At 72.4% G+C, this 25437-nt stretch carries 25 protein-coding genes and 3 pseudogenes; 15 read left to right on the top strand and 13 right to left on the bottom strand.

Annotated features, from left to right (window positions below; translation table 11 throughout):
* Positions 1-25: 25 nt before the first annotated feature.
* Both Dsi01nite_RS51665 and Dsi01nite_RS51670 read right to left on the bottom strand, forming a co-directional pair.
* Positions 26-508, bottom strand: a complete 483-nt coding sequence (locus tag Dsi01nite_RS51665) for a hypothetical protein (RefSeq protein ID WP_203853878.1) — start codon at positions 506-508, stop codon at positions 26-28.
* A 96-nt stretch (positions 509-604) separates the two neighbouring features.
* The gene (locus Dsi01nite_RS51670) at positions 605-1012 is read right to left on the bottom strand and encodes a thiol-disulfide oxidoreductase DCC family protein (protein WP_203853879.1); all 408 of its coding nucleotides are present in this window, start codon (positions 1010-1012) and stop codon (positions 605-607) included.
* Positions 1013-1135: 123 nt separating this feature from the next.
* Here Dsi01nite_RS51670 and trxA point away from each other — a divergent pair.
* The 6 genes and pseudogenes from trxA to Dsi01nite_RS51700 all read left to right on the top strand — a co-directional run.
* A pseudogene (gene trxA, locus Dsi01nite_RS58025) lies at positions 1136-1486 on the top strand (thioredoxin); the annotation flags it as partial.
* A gap of 261 nt (positions 1487-1747) precedes the next feature.
* Positions 1748-3799, top strand: a complete 2052-nt coding sequence (locus Dsi01nite_RS51680; RefSeq protein WP_203853881.1) for an intein-containing Rv2578c family radical SAM protein — start codon at positions 1748-1750, stop codon at positions 3797-3799.
* A gap of 45 nt (positions 3800-3844) precedes the next feature.
* Positions 3845-4555, top strand: a complete 711-nt coding sequence (locus Dsi01nite_RS51685) for a hypothetical protein (RefSeq protein ID WP_203853882.1) — start codon at positions 3845-3847, stop codon at positions 4553-4555.
* A 31-nt stretch (positions 4556-4586) separates the two neighbouring features.
* Positions 4587-5102, top strand: a complete 516-nt coding sequence (locus Dsi01nite_RS51690) for a potassium channel family protein (protein WP_203853883.1) — start codon at positions 4587-4589, stop codon at positions 5100-5102.
* Positions 5103-5111: 9 nt separating this feature from the next.
* Complete coding sequence (locus Dsi01nite_RS51695; RefSeq protein ID WP_203853884.1) at positions 5112-5846, top strand: hypothetical protein; 735 nt, start codon at positions 5112-5114, stop codon at positions 5844-5846.
* A 55-nt stretch (positions 5847-5901) separates the two neighbouring features.
* On the top strand, positions 5902-6315 hold the full coding sequence (locus Dsi01nite_RS51700; RefSeq protein ID WP_203853885.1) for a CoA-binding protein: 414 nt from the start codon (positions 5902-5904) through the stop codon (positions 6313-6315).
* On the opposite strand, the gene Dsi01nite_RS51705 is transcribed toward Dsi01nite_RS51700, so the two are convergent.
* Positions 6293-7498, bottom strand: coding sequence for an acyl-CoA dehydrogenase family protein (locus Dsi01nite_RS51705; RefSeq protein ID WP_203853886.1), 1206 nt, complete (start codon positions 7496-7498; stop codon positions 6293-6295). The genes Dsi01nite_RS51700 and Dsi01nite_RS51705 overlap by 23 nt on opposite strands.
* A 130-nt stretch (positions 7499-7628) precedes the next feature.
* On the opposite strand from Dsi01nite_RS51705, the gene Dsi01nite_RS51710 reads away from it, so the two are divergent.
* Positions 7629-7832: a DUF4190 domain-containing protein gene (locus tag Dsi01nite_RS51710; RefSeq protein WP_203853887.1), complete on the top strand. Its 204-nt coding sequence runs from the start codon at positions 7629-7631 to the stop codon at positions 7830-7832.
* 69 nt (positions 7833-7901) lie between these two features.
* Here Dsi01nite_RS51710 and Dsi01nite_RS51715 read toward each other — a convergent pair whose 3' ends face one another.
* Both Dsi01nite_RS51715 and Dsi01nite_RS51720 read right to left on the bottom strand, forming a co-directional pair.
* Positions 7902-8816, bottom strand: a complete 915-nt coding sequence (locus Dsi01nite_RS51715; RefSeq protein WP_203853888.1) for an SDR family NAD(P)-dependent oxidoreductase — start codon at positions 8814-8816, stop codon at positions 7902-7904.
* Positions 8817-8868: 52 nt separating this feature from the next.
* Entirely contained in the window at positions 8869-9810 is a 942-nt protein-coding gene (locus Dsi01nite_RS51720; RefSeq protein WP_203853889.1) for an HpcH/HpaI aldolase/citrate lyase family protein, read from the bottom strand.
* A gap of 76 nt (positions 9811-9886) precedes the next feature.
* On the opposite strand from Dsi01nite_RS51720, the gene Dsi01nite_RS51725 reads away from it, so the two are divergent.
* Positions 9887-10708: an SDR family NAD(P)-dependent oxidoreductase gene (locus Dsi01nite_RS51725; RefSeq protein WP_239137051.1), complete on the top strand. Its 822-nt coding sequence runs from the start codon at positions 9887-9889 to the stop codon at positions 10706-10708.
* A gap of 90 nt (positions 10709-10798) precedes the next feature.
* Here the strand turns inward: Dsi01nite_RS51725 and Dsi01nite_RS51730 are convergent, their stop codons facing one another.
* From Dsi01nite_RS51730 to Dsi01nite_RS51740, 3 genes are read right to left on the bottom strand one after another with little or no spacing between them, the layout of a single operon-like run.
* Positions 10799-11290: a hypothetical protein gene (locus Dsi01nite_RS51730; RefSeq protein ID WP_203853890.1), complete on the bottom strand. Its 492-nt coding sequence runs from the start codon at positions 11288-11290 to the stop codon at positions 10799-10801.
* Between the two features lie 4 nt (positions 11291-11294).
* Positions 11295-11867, bottom strand: coding sequence for an AmmeMemoRadiSam system protein A (amrA, locus tag Dsi01nite_RS51735; RefSeq protein ID WP_203853891.1), 573 nt, complete (start codon positions 11865-11867; stop codon positions 11295-11297).
* On the bottom strand, positions 11864-12601 hold the full coding sequence (locus tag Dsi01nite_RS51740) for an HAD family hydrolase (RefSeq protein WP_203853892.1): 738 nt from the start codon (positions 12599-12601) through the stop codon (positions 11864-11866). Before Dsi01nite_RS51740 ends, amrA begins: the two co-directional genes overlap by 4 nt.
* 116 nt (positions 12602-12717) lie before the next feature.
* Here Dsi01nite_RS51740 and Dsi01nite_RS59075 point away from each other — a divergent pair.
* Positions 12718-13581: pseudogene (locus Dsi01nite_RS59075) on the top strand (DMT family transporter); the annotation flags it as partial.
* Here Dsi01nite_RS59075 and Dsi01nite_RS51750 read toward each other — a convergent pair.
* A complete protein-coding gene (locus tag Dsi01nite_RS51750) occupies positions 13578-14432 on the bottom strand; it encodes a PhzF family phenazine biosynthesis protein (protein ID WP_203853893.1) in 855 nt (284 codons plus the stop codon). The pseudogene Dsi01nite_RS59075 and the gene Dsi01nite_RS51750 sit on opposite strands and share 4 nt — an antisense overlap.
* Before the next feature lie 80 nt (positions 14433-14512).
* On the opposite strand from Dsi01nite_RS51750, the pseudogene Dsi01nite_RS51755 reads away from it, so the two are divergent.
* Together Dsi01nite_RS51755 and Dsi01nite_RS51760 are read left to right on the top strand one after the other, a co-directional pair.
* Positions 14513-15811: pseudogene (locus Dsi01nite_RS51755) on the top strand (magnesium transporter MgtE N-terminal domain-containing protein); the annotation flags it as partial.
* Between the two features lie 172 nt (positions 15812-15983).
* Positions 15984-16574, top strand: a complete 591-nt coding sequence (locus Dsi01nite_RS51760; RefSeq protein ID WP_203853894.1) for a DUF1003 domain-containing protein — start codon at positions 15984-15986, stop codon at positions 16572-16574.
* A 230-nt stretch (positions 16575-16804) separates the two neighbouring features.
* Here Dsi01nite_RS51760 and Dsi01nite_RS51765 read toward each other — a convergent pair whose 3' ends face one another.
* On the bottom strand, positions 16805-17395 hold the full coding sequence (locus Dsi01nite_RS51765) for an O-methyltransferase (RefSeq protein WP_203853895.1): 591 nt from the start codon (positions 17393-17395) through the stop codon (positions 16805-16807).
* Positions 17396-17558: 163 nt separating this feature from the next.
* On the opposite strand from Dsi01nite_RS51765, the gene Dsi01nite_RS51770 reads away from it, so the two are divergent.
* Together Dsi01nite_RS51770 and Dsi01nite_RS51775 are read left to right on the top strand one after the other, a co-directional pair.
* Positions 17559-18860 (top strand): S1C family serine protease, encoded by a 1302-nt coding sequence (locus Dsi01nite_RS51770; protein ID WP_203853896.1) that lies wholly within the window; start codon positions 17559-17561, stop codon positions 18858-18860.
* Between the two features lie 70 nt (positions 18861-18930).
* On the top strand, positions 18931-19347 hold the full coding sequence (locus Dsi01nite_RS51775) for a twin-arginine translocase TatA/TatE family subunit (protein WP_203853897.1): 417 nt from the start codon (positions 18931-18933) through the stop codon (positions 19345-19347).
* An 847-nt stretch (positions 19348-20194) separates the two neighbouring features.
* On the opposite strand, the gene Dsi01nite_RS51780 is transcribed toward Dsi01nite_RS51775, so the two are convergent.
* On the bottom strand, positions 20195-21154 hold the full coding sequence (locus tag Dsi01nite_RS51780) for a DNA-3-methyladenine glycosylase family protein (protein WP_203853898.1): 960 nt from the start codon (positions 21152-21154) through the stop codon (positions 20195-20197).
* A 186-nt stretch (positions 21155-21340) separates the two neighbouring features.
* Here Dsi01nite_RS51780 and Dsi01nite_RS51785 point away from each other — a divergent pair, with 186 nt between their 5' ends.
* Positions 21341-22483 (top strand): Mrp/NBP35 family ATP-binding protein, encoded by a 1143-nt coding sequence (locus Dsi01nite_RS51785; RefSeq protein WP_203853899.1) that lies wholly within the window; start codon positions 21341-21343, stop codon positions 22481-22483.
* Between the two features lie 150 nt (positions 22484-22633).
* Here Dsi01nite_RS51785 and Dsi01nite_RS51790 read toward each other — a convergent pair whose 3' ends face one another.
* Entirely contained in the window at positions 22634-24025 is a 1392-nt protein-coding gene (locus Dsi01nite_RS51790; protein ID WP_373318957.1) for a leucyl aminopeptidase family protein, read from the bottom strand.
* Between the two features lie 234 nt (positions 24026-24259).
* Positions 24260-24427, bottom strand: coding sequence for a DUF3117 domain-containing protein (locus Dsi01nite_RS51795; RefSeq protein ID WP_081971220.1), 168 nt, complete (start codon positions 24425-24427; stop codon positions 24260-24262).
* A 232-nt stretch (positions 24428-24659) separates the two neighbouring features.
* Between Dsi01nite_RS51795 and Dsi01nite_RS51800 the strand changes: the two genes are divergently transcribed.
* A partial coding sequence (locus Dsi01nite_RS51800; protein WP_203853901.1) for a PaaX family transcriptional regulator occupies positions 24660-25437 on the top strand: 778 nt, incomplete at its 3' end.

Below are 25437 nucleotides of genomic sequence, written 5' to 3' on the forward strand. Positions count from 1 at the left end.
GACCGGCGACCACCGGCGCGGCCCGCTACTGGCGGTCCAGGGCCCGCGCCAATTCCCTACCGATCTCGTTGACGAACTCCCGCTCGGCGAGCAGGACCTCGACCCCGCCGAGCCGGATCACACCGGGCCGCCACGCGGTCCGGCCGACGCTGGCCGCGACGTCCATCAACCACTCGCCGTAGGCGAGCGCGACGTCCGCGCCCAGCCGTCCGGCCAGCATCCGCACCGCCGCACCGCACTCCGCGAGGACCCCCGCGCGGTCCAGTGGCGCCGCGTCGGTGCCCTGCTCGGCGAAGATCGCCGCGACGACGCCCCGGACGAGCAGCGCCCTGGAGCGCTGACCGGCCGCGATGGCCTCGACCCCGGCGACGGCGTCGACGTTGTCGTCCCCGGCGCTGGCGACGACGAGGACGAGGCGAGGAAGCCGGACGAGCCGGTCCCACTCGTGCCGGTGCAGCGGCAGGTCGACCCCGGCGCTGGGTTGGCTCGGTGTGGGCTGGCTCGACATGGCGTACCTCCCACCGCGAGCGTATGCCGAAAAGTCCGACCCAGCCGCAAATCTGCTGGTTTGCCCCCGCCGAAGCTGATCTTGTCGGTCTCGCGCTCAGTGGCCGGCGCGGGCGGGGTGGTTCGGCGGCAGCGCACAGGCGGCGGTCCCGCCGGGCATCCGGTGCCGGTTGCGGGCGACCCACCGGTACACCGGCCAGGCGAGGGCCGAGACGGGCCGCAGCCCGAGGATCGCGCCGGCGGGCCGCCACAGCAGCCGCCCGGCCAGGCCGGGCGCGGTCTTCAACAGGTCGGCGATCGCGACCGGACCGGCGGTCGGGGCGCGCCCGGCGGTCACGTACTGCACCGCGGCGCCCGCCTGCTCCTCGGTGACGCCGAGCGCGTCCAGGTCGGCGAACTGCCACGCCACGACCTGCACAGCGGGCCTGATGCGGTTTTCGATGAACCGGGCGCATGATGAACAGAAGGCGCAGTCACCGTCGAAGACGAACGTCGGCCTATGCATGACTCCATCATGGATCATCCGCGCGCCACCGCCGTGGTGAGCCCGGACACCGGTTGGGAATGCCGGTAAGGGGTACGTGGTTACAACGGTGCGTACCCGACCGCCCGAAAGGATCGGACAGACATGGCAACCGTAGAACTGACCGCCGAGAACTTCGACGAGAAGGTCGGTGGCGAGGGCATCACCCTCGTCGACTTCTGGGCAGAGTGGTGCGGGCCGTGTCGGGCCTTCGCCCCGACGTACGAGAAGGTCTCCGAGAACAACCCGGACCTGACCTTCGGCAAGGTGGACACCGAAGCGCAGCAGGAGCTCGCGATGGCGTACCAGATCCGGTCCATCCCCACGCTGATGATCGTGCGGGACGGGATCGCGGTCTTCTCCCAGCCGGGCATGATGCGGGAGCAGCAGCTCGAATCGCTGATCAAGCAGGTCCGCGACCTCGACATGGACGACGTGCGGGCGCAGATCGCCGACATCAAGAAGAGCTCGGGCGAGGCGGCACCCGCCGCCGAGGCTCCGGAGCAGGACGCCCCCGCCGCCGCGGAGAAGGCCGAGAGCCCGAAGACGGACAGCCCGAAGGCGGAGACCGCCAAGACCGAGACCGCCAAGGCCGAGACCGCCAAGGCCGAGACCGCGGACGCTGAGCCGGCCGAGGTCACGGAGCGTCAGGATGCGGTGGAGGAAAGGGTCGAGGCGTAGCTTGCGGTTCGTTCGTACACGTGTTCGAATGCAGGTGTGCGATGGGACAACCTGAAGGCGACTGGCGGTCCCGACACCGGTGACGCCGGGACAGTGCGAGCCCTGCCGCTCGCACTGCCCGGGGCCGTCGCCCGCACCTTCGACACCCCGGAGTTCCGGGGTGTCACGTTTTACGAGGTGCAGGCAAAGTCCCTGGTCAATCGGGTGCCGGGACGGTCACGTGTGCCGTTCGAATGGACGATCAACCCGTATCGGGGCTGTTCGCACGCGTGCGTCTACTGCCTCGCCGGCGACACCGCGATCCTCATGGCCGACGGCACCACCCGTGCCCTGGCCGACCTGCGGGTCGGCGACGCGATCATCGGCACCGTGCGTGACGGCCGGCTGCGCCGGTATGTCCCGACGACGGTGCTCGCGCACTGGTCGACCGTCAAACCGGCGCACCGTGTCACCCTCCACGACGGCACGACGCTGGTCGCGTCCGGCGACCACCGGTTCCTGTCCGACCGCGGCTGGAAGCACGTCACCGGCGCCCGGCACGGCCGGGCCCGCCGGCCCCACCTGACCACCGCCAACCGGCTCGCCGGCTTCGGCGCCCTGCCCGAGCGGCCCGTGGAGTCACCGGGCTACCGGCGGGGCTATCTCTGCGGGTTCGTGCACGGCGACGGCCACGTCAGTCCCGTCGCCCCCGCCGCGCTGGACCGGGCCAGGACCTATGCGACGGCGTGCGGCGGCCTGCACGCGATGGCCGCCGACGACCGGGAGTTCGCGGGCGCCAGCGTCCGTGCCGCGAGCGCCGTCCTCGACTGGCCCGACGTGCCCGCCCGCGACTGGCGGCAGGGGTTCGTCGCCGGCCTGTTCGACGCCGCCGGCCAGCTCGGCCCCCGCGAGCACGGCGGCCTGCCCGGCTTCGACGTGGTCGACAAGGTCGTCGTCGACTGGCTGGTCGAGTGCCTGTCCGTCCTCGGGTTCGCCACGGTGACCGACGGCACCGTGACCAGGGTCCTCGGCGGGGTCCGCGAGCGGGTGCGGTTCGGGCTGATGTTCGCCCCGGTCACCCCGACCGGCACCGCCGCGGGTGAGCTCGTCCGCGGCGACGACGGGCTGCGGGTGACCGCGATCGAGCCGCTGGGCGTCGACGTGCCGATGTTCGACATCACCACCGGCACCGGCGACTTCATCGCCGGCGGGGTGGTCAGCCACAACTGCTTCGCCCGCGGCAGCCACACCTACCTGGACCTCGACGCGGGCCACGACTTCGACTCGCAGATCGTGGTCAAGGTCAACGCCGCCGACGTGCTGCGCCGGGAGCTCGCCGCGCCGTCCTGGCCGGGCAGGCACCTGGCGATGGGCACCAACGTCGACTGCTACCAGCGGGCCGAGGGGCGCTACCGGCTCATGCCCGGCATCATCGCCGCGCTGCGCGACCACGCCAACCCGTTCTCGATCCTCACCAAGGGCACCCTCATCGCCCGCGACCTCGACCTGCTGTCCCAGGCCGCGGCCGTGACCAGCGTCAGCGTCTCGATGTCGGTCGGCTTCCTCGACGAGCCGCTGTGGCGTTCGGTGGAGCCGGGCACGCCCAGCCCCCGCCGGCGGCTGGACGTGGTGCGGCGCTTCGCCGACGCGGGCTTCGGGGTCGGCGTCCTCATGGCCCCGATCCTGCCCGGGCTCACCGACACCCCGGAGTCGATCGACGCGACCGTCGCCGCCCTCGCCGCGGCGGGCGCCGCCAGTGTCGTGCCGCTCCCGCTGCACCTGCGCCCCGGCGCGCGGGAGTGGTATCAGGCCTGGCTGACCCGTGAGCACCCGCACCTCGTGCCGCGCTACCGGCAGCTGTATGGCGACGGCGCGTACACCGGCCAGGCCTACCAGCGGGAGGTCGCCGCGCGGGTCAGGCTCGCCTGCCGCCGCCACGGCCTGCCCACCGGCGGCACCGGCACCACCCGCCAGCCATCGGCCGGACCCGCGCCCGAGCCGTCCGTCCCGGTGCCGCCGGCCGCCACCGCGGCCCCGGGACGGGCATCGACACCCCCGGCGGCACCGGCGGTGCCCGCGGAAACCGTCGAGCAGCTGTCACTGCTGTGATCGACGGTCAGGAAATCGTCAGCTTGCGTGCATAAGCTCGGTCGTATGCGTGCTCGTGCCGGTGACTTCCTGGTGCTCCTCGCACCGACCGTGGTGGTCGGTGTGCTGGTGCCGGTCGTGACCAGAGACGACCCGAGCGCCTACGTGCCGGTGCTGCTCGTGCTGCTGATCATCGCCACGATCGGCATCGCGTTCGGGTTGATCCTGCTGGCGCAGACGACGCGGGGGCCGTCGACGTTCGCGGTCGTGGTGTGGCGGGAGCAACCGGCGTTTCGGATCCAGCCCAGCTTCCGCCGGCAGTGTGTGCTCTACGGGGTGCTCGGCGCCGCGCTGATGCTGATGGCGTTCAACGGGTTCCGCGTCGGACACCTGTCGGTCCTTCGGGTCATGTCCTACGGGATCATCGTCCTCACCTCGCTGTTCCTGCTGATCCTGTCGGTCAGGATGCTGCGCAGCGGCCCGCTCGTCCTCACCGCTGAGGGGGTCGCGATCGACGGCGGGCGCTCGTTCGTGCCGTGGGACGCCCTCGACCTCAACTCGGAGCCCGGCACGTGGACCGTCGGCAGTCCGGGCCTGGTGCGGGGACGGCGGGTCCGGGAGTTCCGGCCCGGCGAGGACGTGCCGCTCGAGGTCTCGTTGTACTTCCTGACCCGGGTCGTCGACCTGTACGCCCGGCAGCCGGAGCGCCGGGCCGCCATCGGCACCCCGGAGGAGCTGGAACGGCTCCGGGGCGCGCTCACCCGGCAGATCACCTGACCGTCGCCGCCGGGCGGGGCACCGTGGACCTGTGCGGACACCGGCCCGGCGGGCGGCGGTCACCCTCGTGGCCGGCGGCTGCGTCTACTACCTGATCCCGCTGCGCCTGCTGCGCGCGACCAGCGACTGGGTCCAGGCCGGCGCCGCCGTGGTCGCGTTCGCCGTGCTGGTCACGGCCTTCCGCCGCCAGCTGGTCCGCGACGTCCGCGGCGGCGGTGGCACCGGGGTGCGCCTCGAGACGCTGCTCAATCTGGTCATCGTCACCGTGTTCACGTTTTCGCTGGTGTACGCCCTCCTGGCGCAACACGAAGGCCAGTTCGCCGGACTGGACACCAGGACCGACGCGCTGTACTTCACGCTGTCGACCCTGGCGACCGTCGGCTTCGGTGATGTCCACGCGATCGGGCAGGCCGCCAGGATCGCGGTCAGCGGGCAGATCGTCTTCAACCTCGTCTACGTCGCCGCCGCCGTGGCGGTGTTCACCGGCGGCGTCCGGCGCCGTCTCGGACCCGAACGGGTGACGCAGCCGGCGGACCGGAATCCGTAACGTATGTCTATGACCGCGCCGCGCCGCAACCCGCTCAACTGGCTGTGGGTCGCCGTCCTGCCCGCCGTGACGCTGCTGGCCGGTGGGCTGATCCTGGCGTTCGGCGGGCCGTCGGGCAGTTCGGTGCTGCTCCCGTTCGTGCTGGCCAACATCGTCGCGCACGGTGCCAACTTCGCGGTCAACGAGCTGCGCCGCCGCGACGAGGCGCCGGCGCGTCCCACCTGGGAGTTCCACCGGCCGTTCCGGGAGGGCTGCGCCCGGGTCGGGCGGGTCCTCTCGTTCGGCGCGGTGCTCCTCTTCGTGGCGCTGCTGGCCGACGGCGGCCCGTTCCTCGCGGCCGTCGCGCTGGCCGCCTCGGCCGCCATGTTCACCAGCGGCGCCCGCGCCCTGACGCGACTGGTCCGCGGCACCCCGACCGTCCAGCTCAGCAGCGGCGGCGTGCGGGTCGGGGCACGGGCGCACACCTGGGATGCCATCGAAGGCGTCGAGCTCAACGGCGACCGCTCGCACCCCCGCGTGGACCTGCTGGTCACCGGGCGCTCCCGACCGGAGACGGTGCGCCCGGAGGACATCGACGGCAACCTGCTGTTCCTGCTGGACCTGATCGGCTACTACGTGGCGCACCCCGATCGCCGCCCGTCGATCGGGGAACGGAGCGAGGCGGTCCGGGTGCACGCCCGGCTGCTCGGCGCCCGGCTGGCCGCGGGCCTGACGGGCGGCCCCACACCGATCCCGGCCCAGTAACCACACCGCCGGTCGCCGCGGCGGGCCGGGTGGTCGCGCGCGCTACCGTCGAGGCATGCGCAGCGCTGAGCAGATTCTGCGGGAAGCCACCACCATCGCCGTCGTCGGGGCGTCGAGGGACGCGCGGAAGACCGCCCACTCGGTGCCCCTGGCGATCCAGCGGCGCGGCTGGCGGATCATCCCGGTCAACCCGTACGCCGACGAGATCTTCGGCGTGAAGGCGTACCGCAGCCTCGCCGACATCCCGGAGCCGGTCGACTTCGTCAACGTGTTCCGCCCGTCCCGGGACGCGACACAGGTGGTCAAGGACGCGATCGCGATCGGCGCGCCGGCGGTGTGGCTGCAGCAGGACATCGTCTCGCCCGAGGGGCGGGCCCTGGCCGAGGCCGCCGGCGTCGACTACGTCGAGGACACCTGCATCGCGGTGGTGCGGGCGGTGCACGCGATCAGCGGGCCCCGTATTCCTTGAGCAGGCCCCGGCTGATGATCGTCTTCTGGATCTCGCTGGTGCCCTCGCCGATGAGCAGGAACGGCGCCTCGCGCATGAGGCGTTCGATCTCGTACTCCTTGGAGTAGCCGTAGCCGCCGTGGATGCGGAAGGACTCCTGGACCACCTCGGCGCAGTACTCGCTGGCCAGGAGCTTCGCCATGCCGGCCTCGACGTCGTTGCGCTGGCCCGCGTCCTTGAGCCGGGCGGCGTTGACCATCAGCGCGTGCGCGGCCTCGATCTTCGTGGCCATCTCGGCCAGCTTGAACGCGATCGCCTGGTGCTTGACCAGCTGCGCGCCGAATGTCTGGCGCTGCTGGGCGTACGCGATCGCCAGCTCGAACGCGCGGATCGAGATGCCGCACGCCCGCGCCGCGACGTTGACCCGGCCGACCTCGATGCCGTCCATCATCTGGTAGAAGCCGCGACCTCTTTGGGAAGGTCCGCCGAGGACCGCGCTGTCCGGCACCCGGACGTTGTCGAGGACCATCTCGGTCGTCTCGACGCCCTTGTACCCCATCTTCTCGATCTTGCCCGGGATGGTGAGCCCGGGCAGCGCCTCGTTCTCCCCGAAGCCCGGCGTCTTCTCCAGCAGGAACGTGGTCATGTTCCCGTACACCGAGTCGGCGCCGAGGTCGGTCTTGACCAGCGTCGCGACGACGGAGGAGTACGCACCGTTGGTCAGCCACATCTTCTGGCCGTTGATGACGTAGTCGTCGCCGTCGGGCACGGCCTTGGTGCGGATCGCCGCGACGTCGGACCCGCAGCCGGGCTCCGACATCGAGAACGCGCCGCGGACCTCACCCGCGGCCATCCTCGGCAGGAGGCTCGCCTTCTGCTGCGCCGACCCGTGCTGGGCGACGAGATACGCGACGATGAAGTGCGTGTTGACGATGCCGGACACCGACATCCAGCCCCGCGACAGCTGCTCCACGACCAGGGCGTAGGTCAGCAGCGACTCGCCGAGACCGCCGTGCTCCTCGGGGATCGTGAGCCCGAACAGGCCCATCTCGCGCATGCCGTCGACGATGTCGGCCGGGTACACGTCGCCGTGCTCGAGGTGCTGCGCGTGCGGGATGATCTCCTTGTCGACGAACTCCCGCACGGTCTCGAGGATCGACTGCTGCACATCGGTCAGACCGGGCGTCTGGGCGAGGCGGGCCATGGGTTGACCTCCATTGGTCAGCGGCGTCACAAGGAGCGGAAGTTACCGGCGGGTATGCAGGCAGTATCCCGGCTTGCCCTGCTCCGGACCAACGTGAGCGGCCCACACACCGCTGTGAAATGGTTCTCAGGTGCCCTACAACAAGCTGGCCGTGGCGGCCTTGGTCTGCGCGGTGCTGGTGCCGCCGTTCGGCATCCTGATGGGTCACATCGCGTGGGCGCAGACGGCGCGCACGGGTGAGCGCGGGCACCGGCTCGCGCTGGCGGCGCTGGTGATCGGCTACGTCGAGCTGCTGGTGCTGTGCGGCGTGCCGATCGTGCTGCTCGGTTTCTGAGACCTTGTTGACCTTGGACACTTTGTCAGGCCTGGGGGTGACAAAGTGTCCAAGGTCAACCGGCTGCGGTCAGCGGTACTGCGCCTCGCGCACGCTGTTACCGCCGTCGATGACGAGCATCTGGCCGGTGATGTACGAGGCGCCGGGCGAGCACAGGAACGCGATCGTGGCGGCCACCTCCTCCGGTGTGCCGGGGCGGCCCATGGGGGTGCCGAAGCCCTGCTTGAGCTCCACGAGGGTGGAGGCGCCGGTGTGGATGATGCCGGGGGCGACCGCGTTGACGGTGATGCCGTCGGCGACGAGCTCCATCGCCAGGGCGCGGGTGAGCCCGACGACGCCGGCCTTGGCGGCCGCGTAGCCGGCCTCGGCGGGCAGGGCGTTGACGGGGCCGGCGGTGGCGGCGAGGTTGACGATGCGGCCCCAGCCGTGCTCGGCCATGCCGCCGACGAAGGCGCGGCTGACCAGGAACGCGGTGGTGAGGTTGCGGTCGATCTCGGCGCGCCACTCCTCGTAGGTGAGCTGCGCGACCGGGCGCAGCACCTCGGGGCTGGCCTTGCTCGCCAGGCCCGCGTTGTTGACCAGGATGTCGACGGTGCCGACCTGGTCGATGATCGCGTCGGCGAGCGCGCCGACCTCGGCCTCGACGGTGAGGTCGGCGACGAAGCCGGTGACGCCGAGCTCGGTCGCCCGGTCGTGGATGCGCCGGGTGGTGGAGACGATGGCGACCGCGGCGCCCATCGCCTTCAGCCGGCGGGCGGTGGCGTAGCCGATGCCGTCCGGGCTGCCGGCGCCGGTGACCAGCGCGACGCGGCCGTCGAGACGGTCGATCGCCGTGCTGCCCTCGTCCTCCGCGACCGGCTCTTCGGCGAGCTCAGGCCCGGTGGACGGGACGGCCCGCAGGGTGCGGCGGGCCGAAGACGGGCGGCTCGCGTCACGCCGGTTGCCTTTTCCGGCGGGACCGGTGGATCGTAGGTCGGGTGCCATAGGGCAAATCCTGCCTGCCCGAGCGGCTCCCGGGCAATGCGACACGGATTTCTCAGGCCGGCGGGGTGAACGATGTCGTGCGGGACATGCCCGCGGCGCGGCCCTTCGCGGAGATGACCAGGGCCATCTTGCGCGACGCCTCGTCGATCATCTCGTCGCCGAGCATGACGGCGCCGAGCTTGCCGCCGGCCTCGGAGGTGTAATGCTCATACGCGTCGAGGATGAGCTCCGCGTGGTCGTAGTCCTCCTGGGCGGGTGAGTAGACCTCGTTGGCGGCGTCGATCTGCCCCGGGTGCAGCACCCACTTGCCGTCGAAACCGAGCGCCGCGCTGCGGGTGGCCACCTCCCGGAACGCGTCGACGTCGCGGATCTGCAGGAACGGCCCGTCGATCGCCTGCAGGTCGTGCATCCTGGCGGCCATCAGGATGCGCATGAGGATGTAGTGGTACGGGTCGCCCGGGTATCCCGGGATGAGCCCCCCGACGACCAGCGACTTCATGTTGATCGAGGCCATGAAGTCGGCGGGCCCGAAGATGATCGTCTGGGTCCGCGGCGAGGCTTTGGCGATGGCGTCGACGTTGACCAGGCCGGCCGCGTTCTCGATCTGCGCCTCGATGCCGATCTTCCCGACCGGCAGGCCCATCGTCTTCTCGATCTGGGTGAGCGTCAGGTCCAGCCACTCGACCTGACCCGCCGACTGGACCTTCGGCAGCATGATGCAGTCGAGGTGCTCCCCGGCGCCCTCGACGACCTCGATGACGTCGCGGTACGTCCACGGGGTCGTCAGGTCGTTGACCCGCACCACCCTGGTCTTGCCGCCCCAGTCGCCGTCGTTGAGCGCGGCCACGATGTTCTTCCGCGCGCCGGGCTTCGCGAGGGGCGCGACGGCGTCCTCCAGGTCGAGGAAGACCTGGTCGGCGGGGAGCCCCTGAGCCTTGTCGAGCATCTTCACGCTCGAGCCGGGGACGGCGAGGCAGGACCGGCGAGGACGCATCGGGGTGCTCCTTAGGAGGCATTCAGGTGGACCTACGCCACGGTAACCTCGTCGCGTGAGCGCGCAGAATGCCCCTGTGGAAGATCTCACCGGACGTACGGTGGTGGTCACCGGCGCCAGTTCCGGGATCGGCCTGGCCGCCGCCGTCGACATGGCCCGGCGCGGCGCCCACGTGGTGCTCGTCGGCCGCGACCCGGACCGGCTGAACGCGGCCGTCGCGTCGGTCGGCGCGGCCGGTGGCGGGCGCACTCCCCCGGCGTACCGGGCCGATTTCGCCCGCCTCGACGACGTGCACGTGCTCGTGGATCATCTGCGGCAGCGGTACCAGCGCATCGACGTCCTCGCGAACAACGCCGGTGGTGTGGTGGCCGGCCAGTCCCCGACCGCGGACGGGTTCGAGCCGACGATCCAGTCCAACCACCTGGCCGGGTTCCTGCTCAGCAACCTGCTCCGGGAGCAGCTGCGCAGCGGCCGGATCATCAACACCGCCTCGGCCGCGCACACGATGGGGACCGTCGACCCGTCGGACCTGCGCGGCTCGCGGAAGTCGGGGATGTGGAAGCGGTACGGCGCCGCGAAGCAGGCCAACATCCTCTTCGCCGCGGAGGCGGCCCGCCGGTGGCCCGACATCATGTCGGCGAGCTACCACCCCGGCTTCGTGCGCAGCCGCTTCGGCGCCGGCATCGGGGTGAACCTGATGACGAAGGTGACTCCGTTCGCGAAGACCCCGGAGCAGGGCGCGGACACGCTGGTCTGGTTGGCGGCCACGCCCCGGCCGCAGCTGGTGTCGGGCGGCTACTACGAGAAGCGCAAGCTGATCCGGCCGAACGCGCAGGCCGAGGACGCCCGCCTGGCCGCGCACCTGTGGGACGCGAGCATGGCGGCTGTCGGGTTTTAAGGCCTGGCTCGAGGGTCTAGCGGCGCGCGCCGCGGACCTTGTGCAGGCGGAACGGGCGCTTCGGCAGCCGGGTCCGCCCGGCTCGAGGGTCTAGCGGCGCGCGCCGCGGACCTTGTGCAGGCGGAACGGGCGCTTCGGCAGCCGGGTCGCCGGTGACGGCTTCGGCGGCGCGGCCTGCGAGTCCTCGGGCAGCGGCAGCAGCGGCGCGCCGTCGGCCGGGGTGAGGCGGCTGACCACGCACCCGGTCGCCCACCGGGCGGCCAGGTCGGCGCCGCCGTTGAGCCGCTTCCCGGCGAGCTGCGGCACGAGCTCCGACCACGCCTCGCCGGCCGGGTCGAGGGTCTCGACCGTCGCGGTCCAGGTGACGATCCGCCCGCCGTGGTCGCCGCGCAGGGTGACCTCGGCGGTGCCCGACTCGGCGAGGCCGGGCGCGGCCTGCTCCCCGGGGCCGCTCACGACCAGCAGCGACCCGCCGAGCCACGCGCACCAGACCAGGTAGGACGGGCCGGCGCCGGGCACGGCGAGCCAGGCGACGGCGGCCTTCTTGGCGGCCTCTTCGACCAGCGGTTCCACGCCTGCCATCCAATCACAGTGGCGGGCGCGGCGAACGGTCCTGGAACTCCGTGGAGCCGTACGCCAGCGCCCGCATCCCGGCCGGCCACTCGCCCCACCCGCCCTTGCGCAGCAGCGCGTCGACGAACAGCTCCGCGCTGGGCAGCTTGGCCCACACCGACGGCAGGAACGTGGCCCGCCGGGCGCCGTCGGTGAGGATCAGCCCGTGCACGTGCGGGACGAGGGCCTCCAGCAGCACCCTCCGGCTGCCGGCGGGCAGGTCCGCGGGCTGGTCCAGGACGGAGACCTTCACGTCGAGCTCGGGCCAGTCGGCGGCGGTGACCGGCGGCACCCGCGGGTCCTGCATCGCCCGGACGGCGTTGTGCACGACGTCGCGGTGCAGTGGCCGGACCGGCTCCAGGGTGCCGACGCAGCCGCGGAGGGCGCCGGCGCGCTCGAGCGTGACGAACGACGCGCCGTCGGCGTGCACCGGGCCGGAGCGCGGGAGCTGGGCGGTCAGCCGCTCGCCGGACAGCCGCGCGCGGACGGCGCCCGCCGCGAGGCCGGCGAGCAGTCGTCCATCCACCGGTGACAATGGCGCCGTCACCAGTTCAGCATAGGCCCGGCCAGCATCGGCGCGCCGACCGTCGCGGGCAGTGGCATGCGGCCGGCGACGAGGTCGGGGATCTGGTCGAGGCTGGTGATGCGGGCGCCGTCCCAGTCGAGGTCGGCGTGGAAGGTGAGGTGGCCGCCGAGGTCGGGCGCGTCGAGCTGGACGGCGGTCAGGCCGAAGCGGCGGGCGCCGGTGAGTTCGTTACCGCCGCCGTCGCCGACGTACAGGCAGGCCTCGGGGTGGACGCCGAGGCGTTCGCAGGCGGTGCGGTACATCGCGGGGTGGGGTTTGGCCTGCCCGACCTGCGAGGAGTAGACACCCACGTCGAAGAGGCGGCCGAGCGGCGTGCCGGGCAGCACCGACGGCAGCTCGAACCAGCAGTCGCTGACGACGGCGGTGCGCACGCCACGGTCGCGGAGCAGGCGCAGGACGGGTTCGGCTTCGGGGCGCGGTGGCGCGTCCTGCTGGAGCGACGCGACGCGCAGGTCGGCCGCCTTGCGCAGGCGCGCCGGGGTGGGCCGCGCACCGAGCTCGGCGCACAGCGCCCGCAGGCCCGTTAAGACGCTGCCGTAGGCGCCCTTGGCCCGGTCGTCGAAGGTGCGGTCCAGCAGGGCGAGCCAGGCGTCGGGGTCGACGCCGAGGACCTCGGCGGTCTGCCGGTGCCCGTCGCCGCGCACGACGGCGGTCGTGCAGGTGTTGAAGTAGTCGAAAAGGACAGCGCTAAACACCGTTCGGCCCTCCAGGCATCGTCCGAAAGTATGAGTGCACCGATTCGGTCTACTGCCAAGGAGGGAGACCCGGTGTCGGATCCCAGACAATTTTCACAGAATGACAACATCGGCGTATGCGTCAGATCGGACTGCCCGCGGTCGTTGCCCTCGCCGTCGCGATCATCGCCGTCTCGTCGTCGGCGCCGCTGATCGCCTACGCCGCCGCCCCCGCGCTCGCCATCGCCTTCTGGCGCAACCTGCTGGGCGTCGCCGCGGTCGCCCCCGTCGCGATCGCCGTGCGCCGCGACGAGTTCCGCTCGAAGGTCCTCGGCGCCAGCGTCCTGTCCGGCGTGTTCCTCGCCGTCCACTTCGGCACCTGGGTGCCCAGCGCGAAGCTGACCAGCGTCGCGATGTCCGTCGCGCTGGTCAGCACCACGCCGATCTGGACGTCGCTGATCAACGCGATCCGCGGTGTCCCGGTCCCCGCGAGCACCTGGGCCGGGGTCGGTGTCGCCGTCCTGGGCGTCGCCCTCGCCACCGGCGCCGATCCGGACCTGTCGGGGCGGGCGCTGCTCGGCGACGCCCTGGCCCTCGCCGGCGGGATCGCCGCCGCCGGCTACACGATGCTCGGCGCGCACGCCCGCGGGTCGATCGCGACCAGCACGTACGCGACGATCTGCTACTCGATCTGCGCGATCGTGCTCGGGGCCGCCTGCCTGGCCGGCGGGCAGGACCTGACCGGCTACCCGGCGCAGACGTGGCTGGCCCTCGCCGCGATGACCGTCGGGCCGCAGCTGCTCGGCCACACCCTCATCAACTACTCCCTGCGCCGCGTGCCGCCGACCATGGTCGCCGTGCTGCTCCTGCTCGAGGTGCCCGGGGCGCTGGTGATCGCCTGGCTCATGCTGGACCAGCTGCCGGCGGCGCAGACGCTGCCCGGGATCGCGCTGCTGCTCGCCGGCGTCGCGGTCGTCGTCGTGGGAGAGCGCAGGCGTCAGCCGACGAACGGCGGGACGATCATCTCCCCGGAGGCGACGGCCACGACGTGGCCCGACACGGTCGCCGACACGGCCTCGCCGCCGGCGGCGGTGACGGAGCAGGTCAGGAGGGACGGGCGGTGCATCTCCGAGCCCTGACGGACCTGGTACCGACTGGTCCCGTCACCCGGCAGCAGCCCCGACGCGACCAGCCAGACCCCGAGTCCCATCGCCGCCGAACCGGTCGCGGGGTCCTCGGCCACGCCGGCGTCCGGCACCAGCACCCGTGCGTGCGCCTCGTGCCGCTCCGCGTCCCAGTGCAGGACGCTCACGTTGTCGACGAGGCCGACGGGGCGCAGCCGGCCGACGGCGTCGTCGGTGACGGACAGGAAGGTGAACGACAGCCCGACCCCGGCGTTGCGCGGCGCCGGCCCGACGTGGTCCGACCCGTCCAGGCCGACCGCGGCGAGCAGCGGCGCCTGGTCCAGGGCCGGTCCGACGGTCGGCCGGCCGCCGGTGACGACGGCACTGCCGTGGACCTCGTCGATGGTGATCGGGATCAGGCCGGCACCGCACTCCTGCACCACTTCCGCGTCCTTGACCAGGCCGTCCCGGCGAAGGGTGACGGCGCAGCCGACGCTCGGGTGCCCGGCGAACGGCAGCTCCGTGCCGGGCGTGAAGATCCGGACCCGGTAGGTGGCCTCGGGCACCGTCGGCGGTACCACGAAGATCGTCTCGGAGAGGTTGAACTCGCGGGCGATCGCCTGCATCTGCTCACCGGCGAGATCCCCGGCGTCGAACACGATGGCGAGGGGGTTGCCGGTGAAGGGGCGATCGGTGAACACGTCGACGACCTTGTACCGCAACATCATGCTCCGAGCGTATGTGAGCGGGGCGGCCCGGGAGCGGTCCAACCGCGAGCCGGTGGTCTTCTTCAGTAGTCTTGAGCCTCGTGAGCACCGCGCCCAGGGTCTATGTCGCGCGCCTCGCCGGCCTGAGCGTGTTCGACCCGAACGGTGACCAGGTCGGTCGGGTGCGGGACGCGGTCGCGCGCGCCCGGACCGACGACCTGCCGCCGAGGGTCGTGGGGCTGGTCGCCGAGATGCCGATGCGGCGGCGGATCTTCCTGCCGATCGGCCGGATCACCGCGATGGAGCCCGACGCGGTGGTGCTCAACACCGGCACCCTGAACCTGCGCCGTTTCGAGAAACGCCAGGGTGAGCTGCTGGTCCTGGAGGACTTCATCGACCGGCACGTCAGCGTCCCGGCGACCGGCCGCACCGGCACCGTCGTCGACGTCGCGATGGAGGCCGACCGGACCGGGACGTGGGCGTTGAGCCGGGTCGCGGTCCGCGAGTACAGCGGCCGGCTCACCCGCCGCGGCCACCTCAACCAGCTCGAATGGGGTGAGGTCGCCGGGCTCGCCGGCACCCCCCACGCCCAGGGCACCGCCGGCATCCTCGCGGTGCTGGACAACATGCGCCCCGCGGACCTCGCCAACGTGCTGCAGGACCTGTCGGAGAGCCGCCGCGTCGAGGTCGCCACGGCCCTGGACGACGAGCGCCTCGCCGACGTCCTGGAGGAGCTGCCCGAGCACGACCAGCTGGAGATCATGGCCGCGCTCGAGCCGGAACGGGCCGCCGACGTCCTGGAGGAGATGGATCCGGACGACGCGGCGGACCTGCTCGCCGAGATGCCCAAGGGCGATCAGGACGTGCTGCTGGACCTCATGCAGCCCGACGAGGCCTCGCCGGTCCGCGCGCTGCTGGACTACCTGCCGGGCACCGCCGGCTCGGTGATGACGTCCGAGCCGATCGTCATGGCGCCGCACGAGACGGTCGCGGAGGCCCTCGCGCGCATCCGGGAGCCGCAGCTGTCGCCGGCCGTCGCCGCCGGGGTGTTCGTGACCAGGCCGCCGATGGCGACGCCGACCGGGCGCTACCTCGGTGTCGTGCACTTCCAGCGGCTGCTGCGGGAGCCGCCGTCGGCGCTGCTCGGCGGGGTCGTCGACAACGACATCAGGCCCCTCGCGCCGCAGTCCACGCTCGGGGAGATCACCCGGCGGATGGCGACGTACAACCTTGTGGTCATGCCGGTCGTCGACGACAACGACCGGCTCGTCGGCGCCGTCACCGTCGACGACGTCCTCGACCACCTGCTGCCGGAGGACTGGCGCGACCGTGAGCACGCCGAACCCGCGTTCCTGAACCCCGCCGGCACCGCGGCCCGCGTGCTCGACGGGGGCTCCGGCCGCTTCCTCACCGGCGACGGCCCGGCATCCGGCGGCGGCGGCGGTCCGGCTGCCGGCGGCGGTCCGGCTGCCGGCGGCGGCGGCGGCCCGGGCCCGGCTGCCGGCGGCGGTCCGGCTTCCGGCGGCGGCGCGGCCTCCGGCAACGGCACCGCGGGCAACGGGACGGCCGGCAATGGCTGACCGGCGGCGGCTCGATCAGCCGCGTGAGCCGGGGCGGCTGAAGCTGCCCCGCTTCGACCCGGAGGCCTTCGGCCAGTGGTCGGAGGGAATCGCCCGGTTCATGGGGACCGCGAAGTTCCTCGTGTACATGACGGTCTTCATCCTCGCCTGGATCGTGTGGAACACCCTCACGCCGAAGGACTGGCAGTTCGACCCGTACACCTTCACGTTCCTGACCCTGATCCTGTCGCTGCAGGCGTCCTACGCGGCGCCGCTGATCCTGCTCGCGCAGAACCGGCAGGCGGACCGCGACCGGCTCGCCGGCGACGAGGACCGGCGACGCGCCGCCGCTCAGAAGGCGGACACCGAGTATCTCGCCCGCGAGATCGCGTCGCTGCGCATCGCCGTCGGCGAGGTCGCCACCCGCGACTTCCTGCGCTCCGAGCTGGCCCGGATGAGCGAGGAGCTCGACGAGGCCGCGGTCCGCCGGGCCAAGCTGGAGCGCAAGAAGGCGAAGAAGACGTCCCTGGACGAGCCCATCGAAGAGGACGATCTCAGTCCGGACGACGACCCACCGCGCCGCCGGGCCCGCTCAGCCCGCTGAGCTTCTCGTTTTTCCGCCGGTACGACGCCCGCCCGCCCCGGCTCCACCACCGCGCGATGGCCGCCCCCTGCCCGCCATCGCGCCTGCCCGCCACCGGGCCGCTGCCGAACCCCCGTCGTCCCGTGGGTTCCGGCCGCTCGCTCGCCGTGCTGTGCCCTGACCGCACTTCCGCCGTCCCTTGGGTTCCGGCCGCTCGCTCGCCGTCCCTTGGGTTCCGGCCGCTCGTGCGCCTACTGTGCCCTGGCCGCCACCAGCAGACCCTCGCCGAGCGGCAGGATCGCCGGCACCCACGCGTCGCTGTCCCGCAACGCCTTGACCGCCTCCCGCAGCAGAACGGTCTCCGTGTCGCGGATCGTCGGGTCGCTGACCCGCCCGCCACCGAGCGCGCCGGCGAGCACGAGGGTCCCGCCGGGTCGCAGGAGGCGCTCCGCGGCGGCGGTCACCGCCACGTACTCACTCGGGTCGTGGTCGACGAACACCAGGTCGTACGCCCGGTCCGCGAGCCGCGGCAGCACGTCCAGCGCCCGCCCGCTGATGATCCGGGTCCGCGACGGCGGGTTGCCGGCCGCGGCGAAGACCCGCCGGGCCACCCGCTGATGCTCCGGCTCGAGGTCGATGGTGGTGAGGACCCCGTCACGGCGCATGCCGCGCAGCAGCCACCCGCCGCTCACCCCCGTGCCGGTGCCGACGTCGACGACGGCCTTGGCGTTGCCGACCGCGGCGACGACCCGCAGCGCCGCGCCCTCGCCCCGGCTGACACTGGAGATGCCCAGCTCGACGGCCTGCTCACGGGCGGCGGTGAGCACCGGATCCTCCAACACGTAGCCGTCGACGAAGTCGGCGAACTGTTGTGCGGCTCTGACGGACGGGGGGATGTCGCACCTCCAGGAGACGTCGATCCCCGCAAGCCTAGGAGACCTCGCCCTCACGTGTGGGATGCCGGCCCGTGTAATGCTGGATGCGAAACGGACGGAGGAGCCGATCGTGACAGACGGTTCGGCCTGGCGTCAGCCCGGCCACGGCGCATCGACCAGCCCCGCTGGCTGGCCGGTGCCGCCCGCGCAGCCGCGCCCGCAGCCCGCCGCGAGCAGCTGGTGGTCCGACGCCCTCGCCGACCCGTGGCGCGACCCGGACGCGCAGGTCGTCGTGGTCAAGACCCCCGTCGAGGAGCCGCCGGAGCTGGAGAAACCGCCGCCGCCCGGGCAGGGCCCGCGGGTCGGCATCGGCCTGGTGCTGATCGTGTCGATCGTCACCGCCCTGCTCGCCGGCGCGCTCGGCGGCACCCTCGGCTACGTCTTCGCCGGTGGCGGGGGCAGCATCCTGGGCAACTCACCGCTCGGCAGCGACCCGCCGCTCAACGGTCGCGCCCCGGACACCGTCGCCGCCCTGGCCAAGAAGGTCCTGCCGAGCGTCGTCACGATCAGCATGCGGGTCGGCGCCGGCACGTCGCTGGGCTCCGGCTTCGTGGTCTCCGCCGACGGCTACGTGATCACGAACAACCACGTCGTGCAGGGCGGCAACGGCTCGGCCACGGTCCGCTTCTCCGACGCCTCCGTCGCCCCGGCCACGGTCGTCGGCGGCGACGACGAGTCCGACATCGCCGTGCTGAAAATCAACACCGCGGGCCTGCCCGAAGACCAGCTCAAACCGGTCGAGTTCGGCGACTCCGACCAGCTCCAGGTCGGCGACCCGGTCGTCGCGATCGGTTCGCCGCTCGGCCTGACCAGCACCGTCACGTTCGGCGTGGTCAGCTACCTCGACCGTCCCATCCGCACCAGCGAGGGCGGCACCGCCCGCTACTACTCGGCGATCCAGACCGACGCCGCGGTCAACCAGGGCAACTCCGGCGGCCCGCTGTTCGACGGCGCCGGCCGGGTCGTCGGCATCAACTCCGTCATCGGCACCCTGTCCGAGGACCAGGCGACCGCCGGCAACGTCGGCCTCGCCTTCGCCATCCCGATCAACCACGCCCGCCGCGTCGCCCAGGACGTCATCAACACCGGCAAGGCCCGCCGCACTGTGATGGGCGTCTCACCCGACCCCAGCTACCGCAACCCAGCCGGCGGCGCCCGCCTCGCGTCCGTCGAGGCCAACGGCCCAGCCGCCGGCGCCGGCCTGCACGCGGGCGACGTCATCCTGGCCGTCAACGGCAAGCCCGTCGAGGAGTTCTGGGACCTGACCGCGCTCATCCGCAAGTACGCTCCGGGCGCCGTGGTAGAGGTCCAGTACCTGCGCGGCACCACCAAGGAGAAGGCCTCGGTGACCCTGGTCGCCGACGCGAAGTGACCGGCAGGCCCTCCCGGATCCGCCCCGCGGGTGCGTAGGCTGGCGGGCGAGAGCAGGGAGGGCCGGTAAAATGGGCTTGGAAAACCTCGGTGGCTGGGAGTTCATCGTCATCATCCTGGTCGGGTTGTTCATCTTCGGCCCCGACCGACTGCCGAAGGCGATCAGCGACGGCATGCGCATGCTGCGCAACGTCCGCCAGATGGCCCGCAACGCCACCGGCGACCTGAGCCGCGAGCTCGGCACCGACATCCAGCTCGAAGACCTGCACCCGAAGGCCTTCCTGCGCAAACACCTGCTCAGCGAGGCCGACGAGGCCGCCCTGCGCCGCCCACTCCAGGACATCGTGGGCGAGGTCAGGGGCGTCGCCGACACCGTGAAGCGCGACGCCCAGGCAGCGGTCAACGGCACCCCCACCCCGGACCCCGCCCCCGTCCCACTGACCAAGCCCGCCGCAGCCGCCCGCCCAACCTGGGACGACGTCACATAGGTCGCGACCCCGGCCGCCCGCCCTCCGTCCTGGGGCGAAGTCACGAAGGTCACGACCGCGCCGCCCGCCCGTCCTGGGCCGACGTCACGAAGGTCACGACCCGTCCTCCCCTCCTGGGACGACGCCACGTAGGTCGCGACCCCGCCGCCCGTCCTCCCGTCTTGCGACGACGCCACGTGGGTCACGACCCGTCGGCTCGCCCTGAAACGACGTCACGTGGGTCACAACCCGTCCGCTCGTCCTGGGACGACGCCACGCAGTCACGACCGTGGCGCCCGCTCGCCCTGGAACGACGTCACGTTGGTCACAACCCCTCCGCCCGTCCGCTGGCCCGCTGGCCCGCTGGCCCGCTGGCAGAGCTTCGCCGGGCGTGTACGCCGCACTCGAACCTCTCGCCCGCCCCCATCGCCCGGCCGCCAGCCCTCGACGCCTCGGCAGCCCCACCCTCAGCCTCCGGCCCCGCGCCAGCGGTTAGGGAGCGCCAGCAGCTCGTGGGTGCCAGCGGTTGCATCGATATCAACCGAGTTGCGGCCCCACCCCCTCCCATGATCTGGAAGACCTCATGCACCCCCAGATGCACAAGGCCTTCCGGATCACGGAGCCGCCGAAGGCCGGCACCAGCAACGATCCGCCCCCGCCCCGCGCCGACGGAAACCGGCGCGGGGGCAGATGCCGGCGCGGGAGCGGAAGCCGGCGCGGGAGCGGAAGCCAGCGCGGGAGCGGAAGCCAGCGCGGGAGCGGAAGCCAGCGCGAGAGCGGAAGCCAGCGCGAGAGCGGAAGCCAGCGCGAGAGCGGAAGCCAGCGCGCGGGCAGATACCAGCGCGGCAGCGGAACCGACCCCTCGACCTCAACCCGCCCGGACCGCAGCCGCCGCCGCCCGGGCGACCGCTCGCTGCTCACGCTCGATCCAATCCAACCCGGTCCGCGCCGTATACGCCCACCACCCGACCGTCTCCCGATACCACTCCCGCAGCTCGGCCGGGGACGGCGGTGGTGCGCCGTAGATGCTCGTGGCCGCCTTCAGGTGCTGCTGCAGCTCCAGCGGCGCCCGGTCCGGGTGGCCGAGGACCCGCAGGAGCAGCGCGTGCGCCGTGAACGGGCCGACGCCGCGCACGGACAGCAGCGCCGCATACACCTCCTCGGCCGGGCCGGTGCGCAGCCAGTGCTCGTCGAGGGCGCTGAGGCCAGTGAGGACCGTGTGCAGGCGTCTGGCGCTCAGCATGTTGCTCGCATACGGCTTGAGGCCCGCGACGCCGAGGGCGACGAGCGTGGACATCGGCGGGAACGCGGCATAGACGACCCCGTCGACGACACCGTGCGGGCCGTGGGCGGCGAGGAGCCTGCGCTTGCGCGCCGTGGCGAACCAGTGCTTGGAGTGGTGCACGAGCGTGTAGAAGACGGCGCCCTCGGTGAGGGAGGCGAAGCGGACCTGGTGGAGGCCTTCGGCGACGGCGAGGATCGGAGCCATCGCGGGGTCGGCCCGGGCCAGCCCCAGGAACGTGTCGCGGTCGTCGCGGAGGCTGAGCCAGTCGCTGACCCGGTCGCCCACCGTCGCGGTCTCCGCCGGGGTGAGCGCGTCGTCGCTGAAGACGGTGACCGCGACCCCGTCGTCGCGGCCGACGACTTCGGCGACGACGGCCCGGGTCGGGTCGGTGGGGTGCAGGAACGCCCGGCGGACCCGGCCGTCGACGACGAGCTGGTCGCCGCTGCACGGTGCGAAGGACTCCATGGCCCGCAGCGAGCAGGCGAAGTTGAACGGGGCGGTCGCCCGCAGGACGGTGGCGGTGGTGGTGCCGAGTTCGGTCATGCCCCAGATTTTCGAACAGGGGTACGACAAAAAACGCCGCGTGCCTCAAGGGGCGAGGCGCGCGGCGTTACCAACGATGCTCCCATCGGCGGAGACGCGGGACAAGCCCGTCATCGTTCGTGTGATGTGTTACCGCCGGCGGCAGGCCCCCTGAACAGGCGGGAATGCCGACGTACCATAGCGGACATGTCAGCCCCGGCCACCACCGTCGAAGCCGCGATCGCCGCCGCCCTGTCGACCGTCGACGACCCCGAGATCCGTCGCCCGATCACCGATCTCGGCATGGTCCGCGACGTCGTGCTGCGACCCGACGGCGTCGCCGTGATCGGCCTGCTGCTCACGGTCGCCGGCTGCCCGTTGAAGGACAAGCTGCGCAGCGACATCACCGCGGCGGTCGGCGCGGTCGAGGGAGTCACCGGGGTCGAGGTCGACTTCGGGGTGATGACCGCCGAGCAGCGCAAGGAGCTGCAGAGCAGCCTGCGCGGCGACACGCAGGAGCCGGTCATCCCGTTCGCCCAGCCGGGCTCGCGGACCCGGGTCTACGCGGTGGCCAGCGGCAAGGGCGGCGTCGGCAAGTCCAGCGTGACGGTCAACCTGGCCGCGGCGCTCGCGGCGAAGGGCCTCAAGGTCGGTGTCGTCGACGCGGACATCTACGGCCACTCGGTGCCCCGCATGCTCGGCGCCGACGGCCGGCCCACGCAGGTCGAGTCGATGATCATGCCGCCGTCGGCGCACGGAGTGAAGGTCATCTCGATCGGGATGTTCACGCCGGGCAACACGGCCGTGGTGTGGCGCGGGCCGATGCTGCACCGGGCGTTGCAGCAGTTCCTCGCCGACGTGTACTGGGGCGACCTGGACGTGCTGCTACTGGACCTGCCGCCGGGCACCGGCGACGTGGCGATCTCCCTGGCGCAGCTGCTGCCGTCGGCGGAGATCCTGGTGGTGACGACGCCGCAGGCCGCCGCCGCGGAGGTGGCCGAGCGGGCCGGGTCGATCGCGCTGCAGACGCACCAGCGCATCGTCGGCGTCGTGGAGAACATGTCGTGGCTGGAGCTGCCCGACGGCCAGCGCATGGAGGTCTTCGGCAGCGGCGGCGGCGCGCAGGTCGCGGAGTCGCTCAGCCGTCTCGTCGGCGCTCCGGTGCCGCTGCTGGGCCAGATCCCTCTCGACACGCGCCTGCGCGAGGGTGGCGACGCCGGTGTCCCGCTCGTGCTGTCGGACGCTGCCGCGCCGGCCGCGGCCGCCCTGATCACCGTCGCCGACCGGCTCGCGGTCCGGCGGGAGAGTCTCGTCGGCAAGCCCCTCGGCCTCAAACCCGCCGGTCGCTGAAAGAGGCAAAAGCCGCCACGGTACGACCAGCGCGACTTGCGAAACACGACCCGTGTGGTGCACGCTACGGTGCGTAGATGACCGACAAGTAATTTTTTCGGTTGTGCTAGTGTCTGAAAAGCTGAGCGCCGGACACGGGCAACACGGCGGTCAGGTGGTGGCTTCGAGCCAGCGCACCAGGGTGCGGACGCCCCAGCCGGTGGCGCCCTTCGTCAGCTCACCGTCGGCGGAGTCGGCCCACGCGGACGACGACATGTCCAGGTGCGCCCACTGCTCGCGCAGCCCACCGGTGAACTCGCGCAGGTAGAGCGCCGCCATCACCGAGCCCGCGCCGACGTCGGTGGAGTTGACGAGGTCGGCGACGTCGCTGTCGAGGGCCTCGACGTAGTCGTCGTGCAGCGGCATGCGCCACATGGACTCGCCGGCGACCTCGGCCGCCTCGGCGAGCGACTTGGCCAGGGTGTCGTTGTAGCTGTAGAGCGCCGCGGTCCGCTTGCCGAGGGCGACGCCCTGTGCGCCGGTGAGGGTCGCCAGGTCGATGATCGCGTCGGGGCGCAGCCGCCGCACCGCGTAGGCCATGGCGTCGCCGAGGACCAGGCGGCCTTCGGCGTCGGTGTTGTGGATCTCGCTGGTGGTGCCGCCGTAGTGGCGGATCACGTCGCCGGGGCGGAACGAGTCGGCGCCGAGCGCGTTCTCCGCGAGCGGGGCGAGTGCGGTGATGCGCAGCGGCAGGCGCAGCGCCGCCGCGGCGAGGGTCGCGCCGATGACGGCGGCCGCGCCGGCCATGTCCTTGCGCATGAGTTTCATGCCGGACAGCGGCTTGATGCAGACGCCGCCGGTGTCGAAGGTGATGCCCTTGCCGACGAGGACCACGTGCCGCCGGGCGCCGCGGGGACGCCAGGACATCTCGACCAGGCGGGGGCCGCGGGTGGAGCCGCCGCCGACGGCGAGGATCGCGTTGAACCCCTGCTCGGCGAGGGTCTTCGGGTCGCGGACGGTCGTGGTCACGCCCGGGATCCCGGCGGCGGCCTTCTCGACCCGCTTCGCGAACCAGGCAGGGGTCTTCTCGTCGCTGGGCATGTTCGTGAGGTCCCGGGCCAGGATCGTCGACTCGGCGACGACCTTGGCCAGGGCGAGCCCGCCGGCCAGGTCGGCGGAGGAGGCGACGGCACCGGCGGAGGAGGCGAGCACGACCCGGCGCAGCGCCGGCGGCTCGTCGGCGCCGAGGCGGAACCGGTACGACGCGAGCCACAGCCCCTCCCCCAGCCCGCGCACCGCCGCCGGGGTCACGTCGTCGGGTAGCAGGATCGTGAGGGTGGGCTCCTTGCTGGCGGACTTCGCGAGCTTGGCGCCCGCGGCGCGCCAGCCGCCCTCGTCGCCGGGCCCGACGCCGACGAAGAACAGCCGGTCGGGCCGGCGTCCGGGCCGCGGCAACTTGTGCATGGTGCCGGCCGACCCGGAGTGCTCGACGTCGGCGAGGAACGCCGTCACGTCGTCCAGGTCGGCCGGTCCGAGCTTCAGTCTCGTCAGCGACAGCCGCACGGCGGCGAACCGTGCCGCCTCGAGCTCCGCCGGCGAGAGATCGTCAGCCGTGGCGTCTGAGTTGTCACTGCCGGCCGGCACGACTACGGCGACCGCGCCGGAGGCGTTGCGGGCCGTGGCGAACCGTATGTCCAGCAAGAGCGTGCCTCCATCAGAAGTTTCCGCGCACACCTCGGGGAGCGACCGCCTCGGGGCCACTCGGTTGCGCGGGGTCGTGCCGGATGAACGAGAACCTCAGCCAGTGGCGGTCTTCAGCGCCTCGCTGAGCTCGTTGGCCTCATCCTTGGTCATCTCGACGACGAGCCGCCCACCACCTTCCAGCGGGACCCGCATGACGATGCCCCGGCCCTCCTTGGTGACCTCCAGCGGACCGTCGCCTGTCCGCGGCTTCATGGCCGCCATGTTGTCTCCCTTCGCTCCCTGATGTCCCAGACACCAGGTGGCACAGCCGTCCCCGCATGCCCGCACGCCTTCTCACCAGCGTCGACCGGGACCTGCCTCCCGGCCATCCGACTCGTGATGAACGCACCAACAGATGATTTTCCCTGATGATGGCCCCAAGACCCAAACTGGGACGCGAACCATGTGACAACTCCTGGCGGTGGATGCCGGTCAACTGTCACAATAAGCGGCCATGCAGGCCCGGTCCGCCCTCTTTGATCTCTATGGCGACCATCTCCGTCCCCGCGGTGGACGGGCCGCCGTAGCGGCCCTCGTGCGCCTGCTGGCGCCCCTCGGCATCGCCGCGCCCGCCGTCCGGACAGCGGTGTCGCGGATGGTGCGGCAGGGCTGGCTGCACCCTTTACGGTTGCCGACCGGCCCGGGCTACGGCATCACCCCGAAGGCGGCACGGCGGCTCGATGCGGCGGGTGCCCGCATCTACCGCACGCCGAAGGGCGACCCCACCTGGAACGGCCGGTTTGATCTCATCACGTTGGACCCGCCGCAGCACCGAGGCGCGCGGGCGCGGCTCGTCGCGAACCTCGGATTTCTCGGGTACGGCGCGATCGACGCCTCCACCTGGATCGCCCCGCGCCCCGGCGAGGGCGTCGACGCGCTGCTGACCGAGGCCGAGGTCCGGTTCGACCGGTTCAGCGCCGCCCACGTCGCCGGCGGCGGCTCGCTCGTGTCGCGAGCCTGGGACCTGGACGAGATCGGCGCCGCGTACGAGCAGTTCGTCGCCAGGCTCGCGCCGCTCGTGTCGGCCGTCGGCCCAGGCACCGACGACGAGCGGGCGTACGCGGCCAGGTTCACGCTCGTGCACGCGTGGCGGGCGTTCCTGTTCCGGGACCCGCAGCTGCCGCCGGAGCTGCTGCCGCAGCGCTGGCCGGGCACGGCGGCGGCGGCGTTCTTCGACCGGCACGCCGGACGGCTGCGCCCGGCCGCGGACCGCTACGTTGACCAGTGTCTGC

Source organism: Dactylosporangium siamense, from assembly GCF_016862795.1.
GTDB classification, from domain to species: domain Bacteria; phylum Actinomycetota; class Actinomycetes; order Mycobacteriales; family Micromonosporaceae; genus Dactylosporangium; species Dactylosporangium siamense.

Coding starts and splice junctions, on each gene's coding strand:
- Dsi01nite_RS51665 (WP_203853878.1), bottom strand. CDS start 508: ATGTCGAGCCAGCCCACACCGAGCCAACCCAGCGCCGGGGTCGACCTG.
- Dsi01nite_RS51670 (WP_203853879.1), bottom strand. CDS start 1,012: ATGCATAGGCCGACGTTCGTCTTCGACGGTGACTGCGCCTTCTGTTCA.
- Dsi01nite_RS51685 (WP_203853882.1), top strand. CDS start 3,845: ATGCGTGCTCGTGCCGGTGACTTCCTGGTGCTCCTCGCACCGACCGTG.
- Dsi01nite_RS51695 (WP_203853884.1), top strand. CDS start 5,112: ATGACCGCGCCGCGCCGCAACCCGCTCAACTGGCTGTGGGTCGCCGTC.
- Dsi01nite_RS51700 (WP_203853885.1), top strand. CDS start 5,902: ATGCGCAGCGCTGAGCAGATTCTGCGGGAAGCCACCACCATCGCCGTC.
- Dsi01nite_RS51705 (WP_203853886.1), bottom strand. CDS start 7,498: ATGGCCCGCCTCGCCCAGACGCCCGGTCTGACCGATGTGCAGCAGTCG.
- Dsi01nite_RS51715 (WP_203853888.1), bottom strand. CDS start 8,816: ATGGCACCCGACCTACGATCCACCGGTCCCGCCGGAAAAGGCAACCGG.
- Dsi01nite_RS51720 (WP_203853889.1), bottom strand. CDS start 9,810: ATGCGTCCTCGCCGGTCCTGCCTCGCCGTCCCCGGCTCGAGCGTGAAG.
- Dsi01nite_RS51730 (WP_203853890.1), bottom strand. CDS start 11,290: ATGGCAGGCGTGGAACCGCTGGTCGAAGAGGCCGCCAAGAAGGCCGCC.
- Dsi01nite_RS51750 (WP_203853893.1), bottom strand. CDS start 14,432: ATGATGTTGCGGTACAAGGTCGTCGACGTGTTCACCGATCGCCCCTTC.
- Dsi01nite_RS51760 (WP_203853894.1), top strand. CDS start 15,984: ATGGCTGACCGGCGGCGGCTCGATCAGCCGCGTGAGCCGGGGCGGCTG.
- Dsi01nite_RS51775 (WP_203853897.1), top strand. CDS start 18,931: ATGGGCTTGGAAAACCTCGGTGGCTGGGAGTTCATCGTCATCATCCTG.
- Dsi01nite_RS51780 (WP_203853898.1), bottom strand. CDS start 21,154: ATGACCGAACTCGGCACCACCACCGCCACCGTCCTGCGGGCGACCGCC.
- Dsi01nite_RS51785 (WP_203853899.1), top strand. CDS start 21,341: ATGTCAGCCCCGGCCACCACCGTCGAAGCCGCGATCGCCGCCGCCCTG.
- Dsi01nite_RS51795 (WP_081971220.1), bottom strand. CDS start 24,427: ATGGCGGCCATGAAGCCGCGGACAGGCGACGGTCCGCTGGAGGTCACC.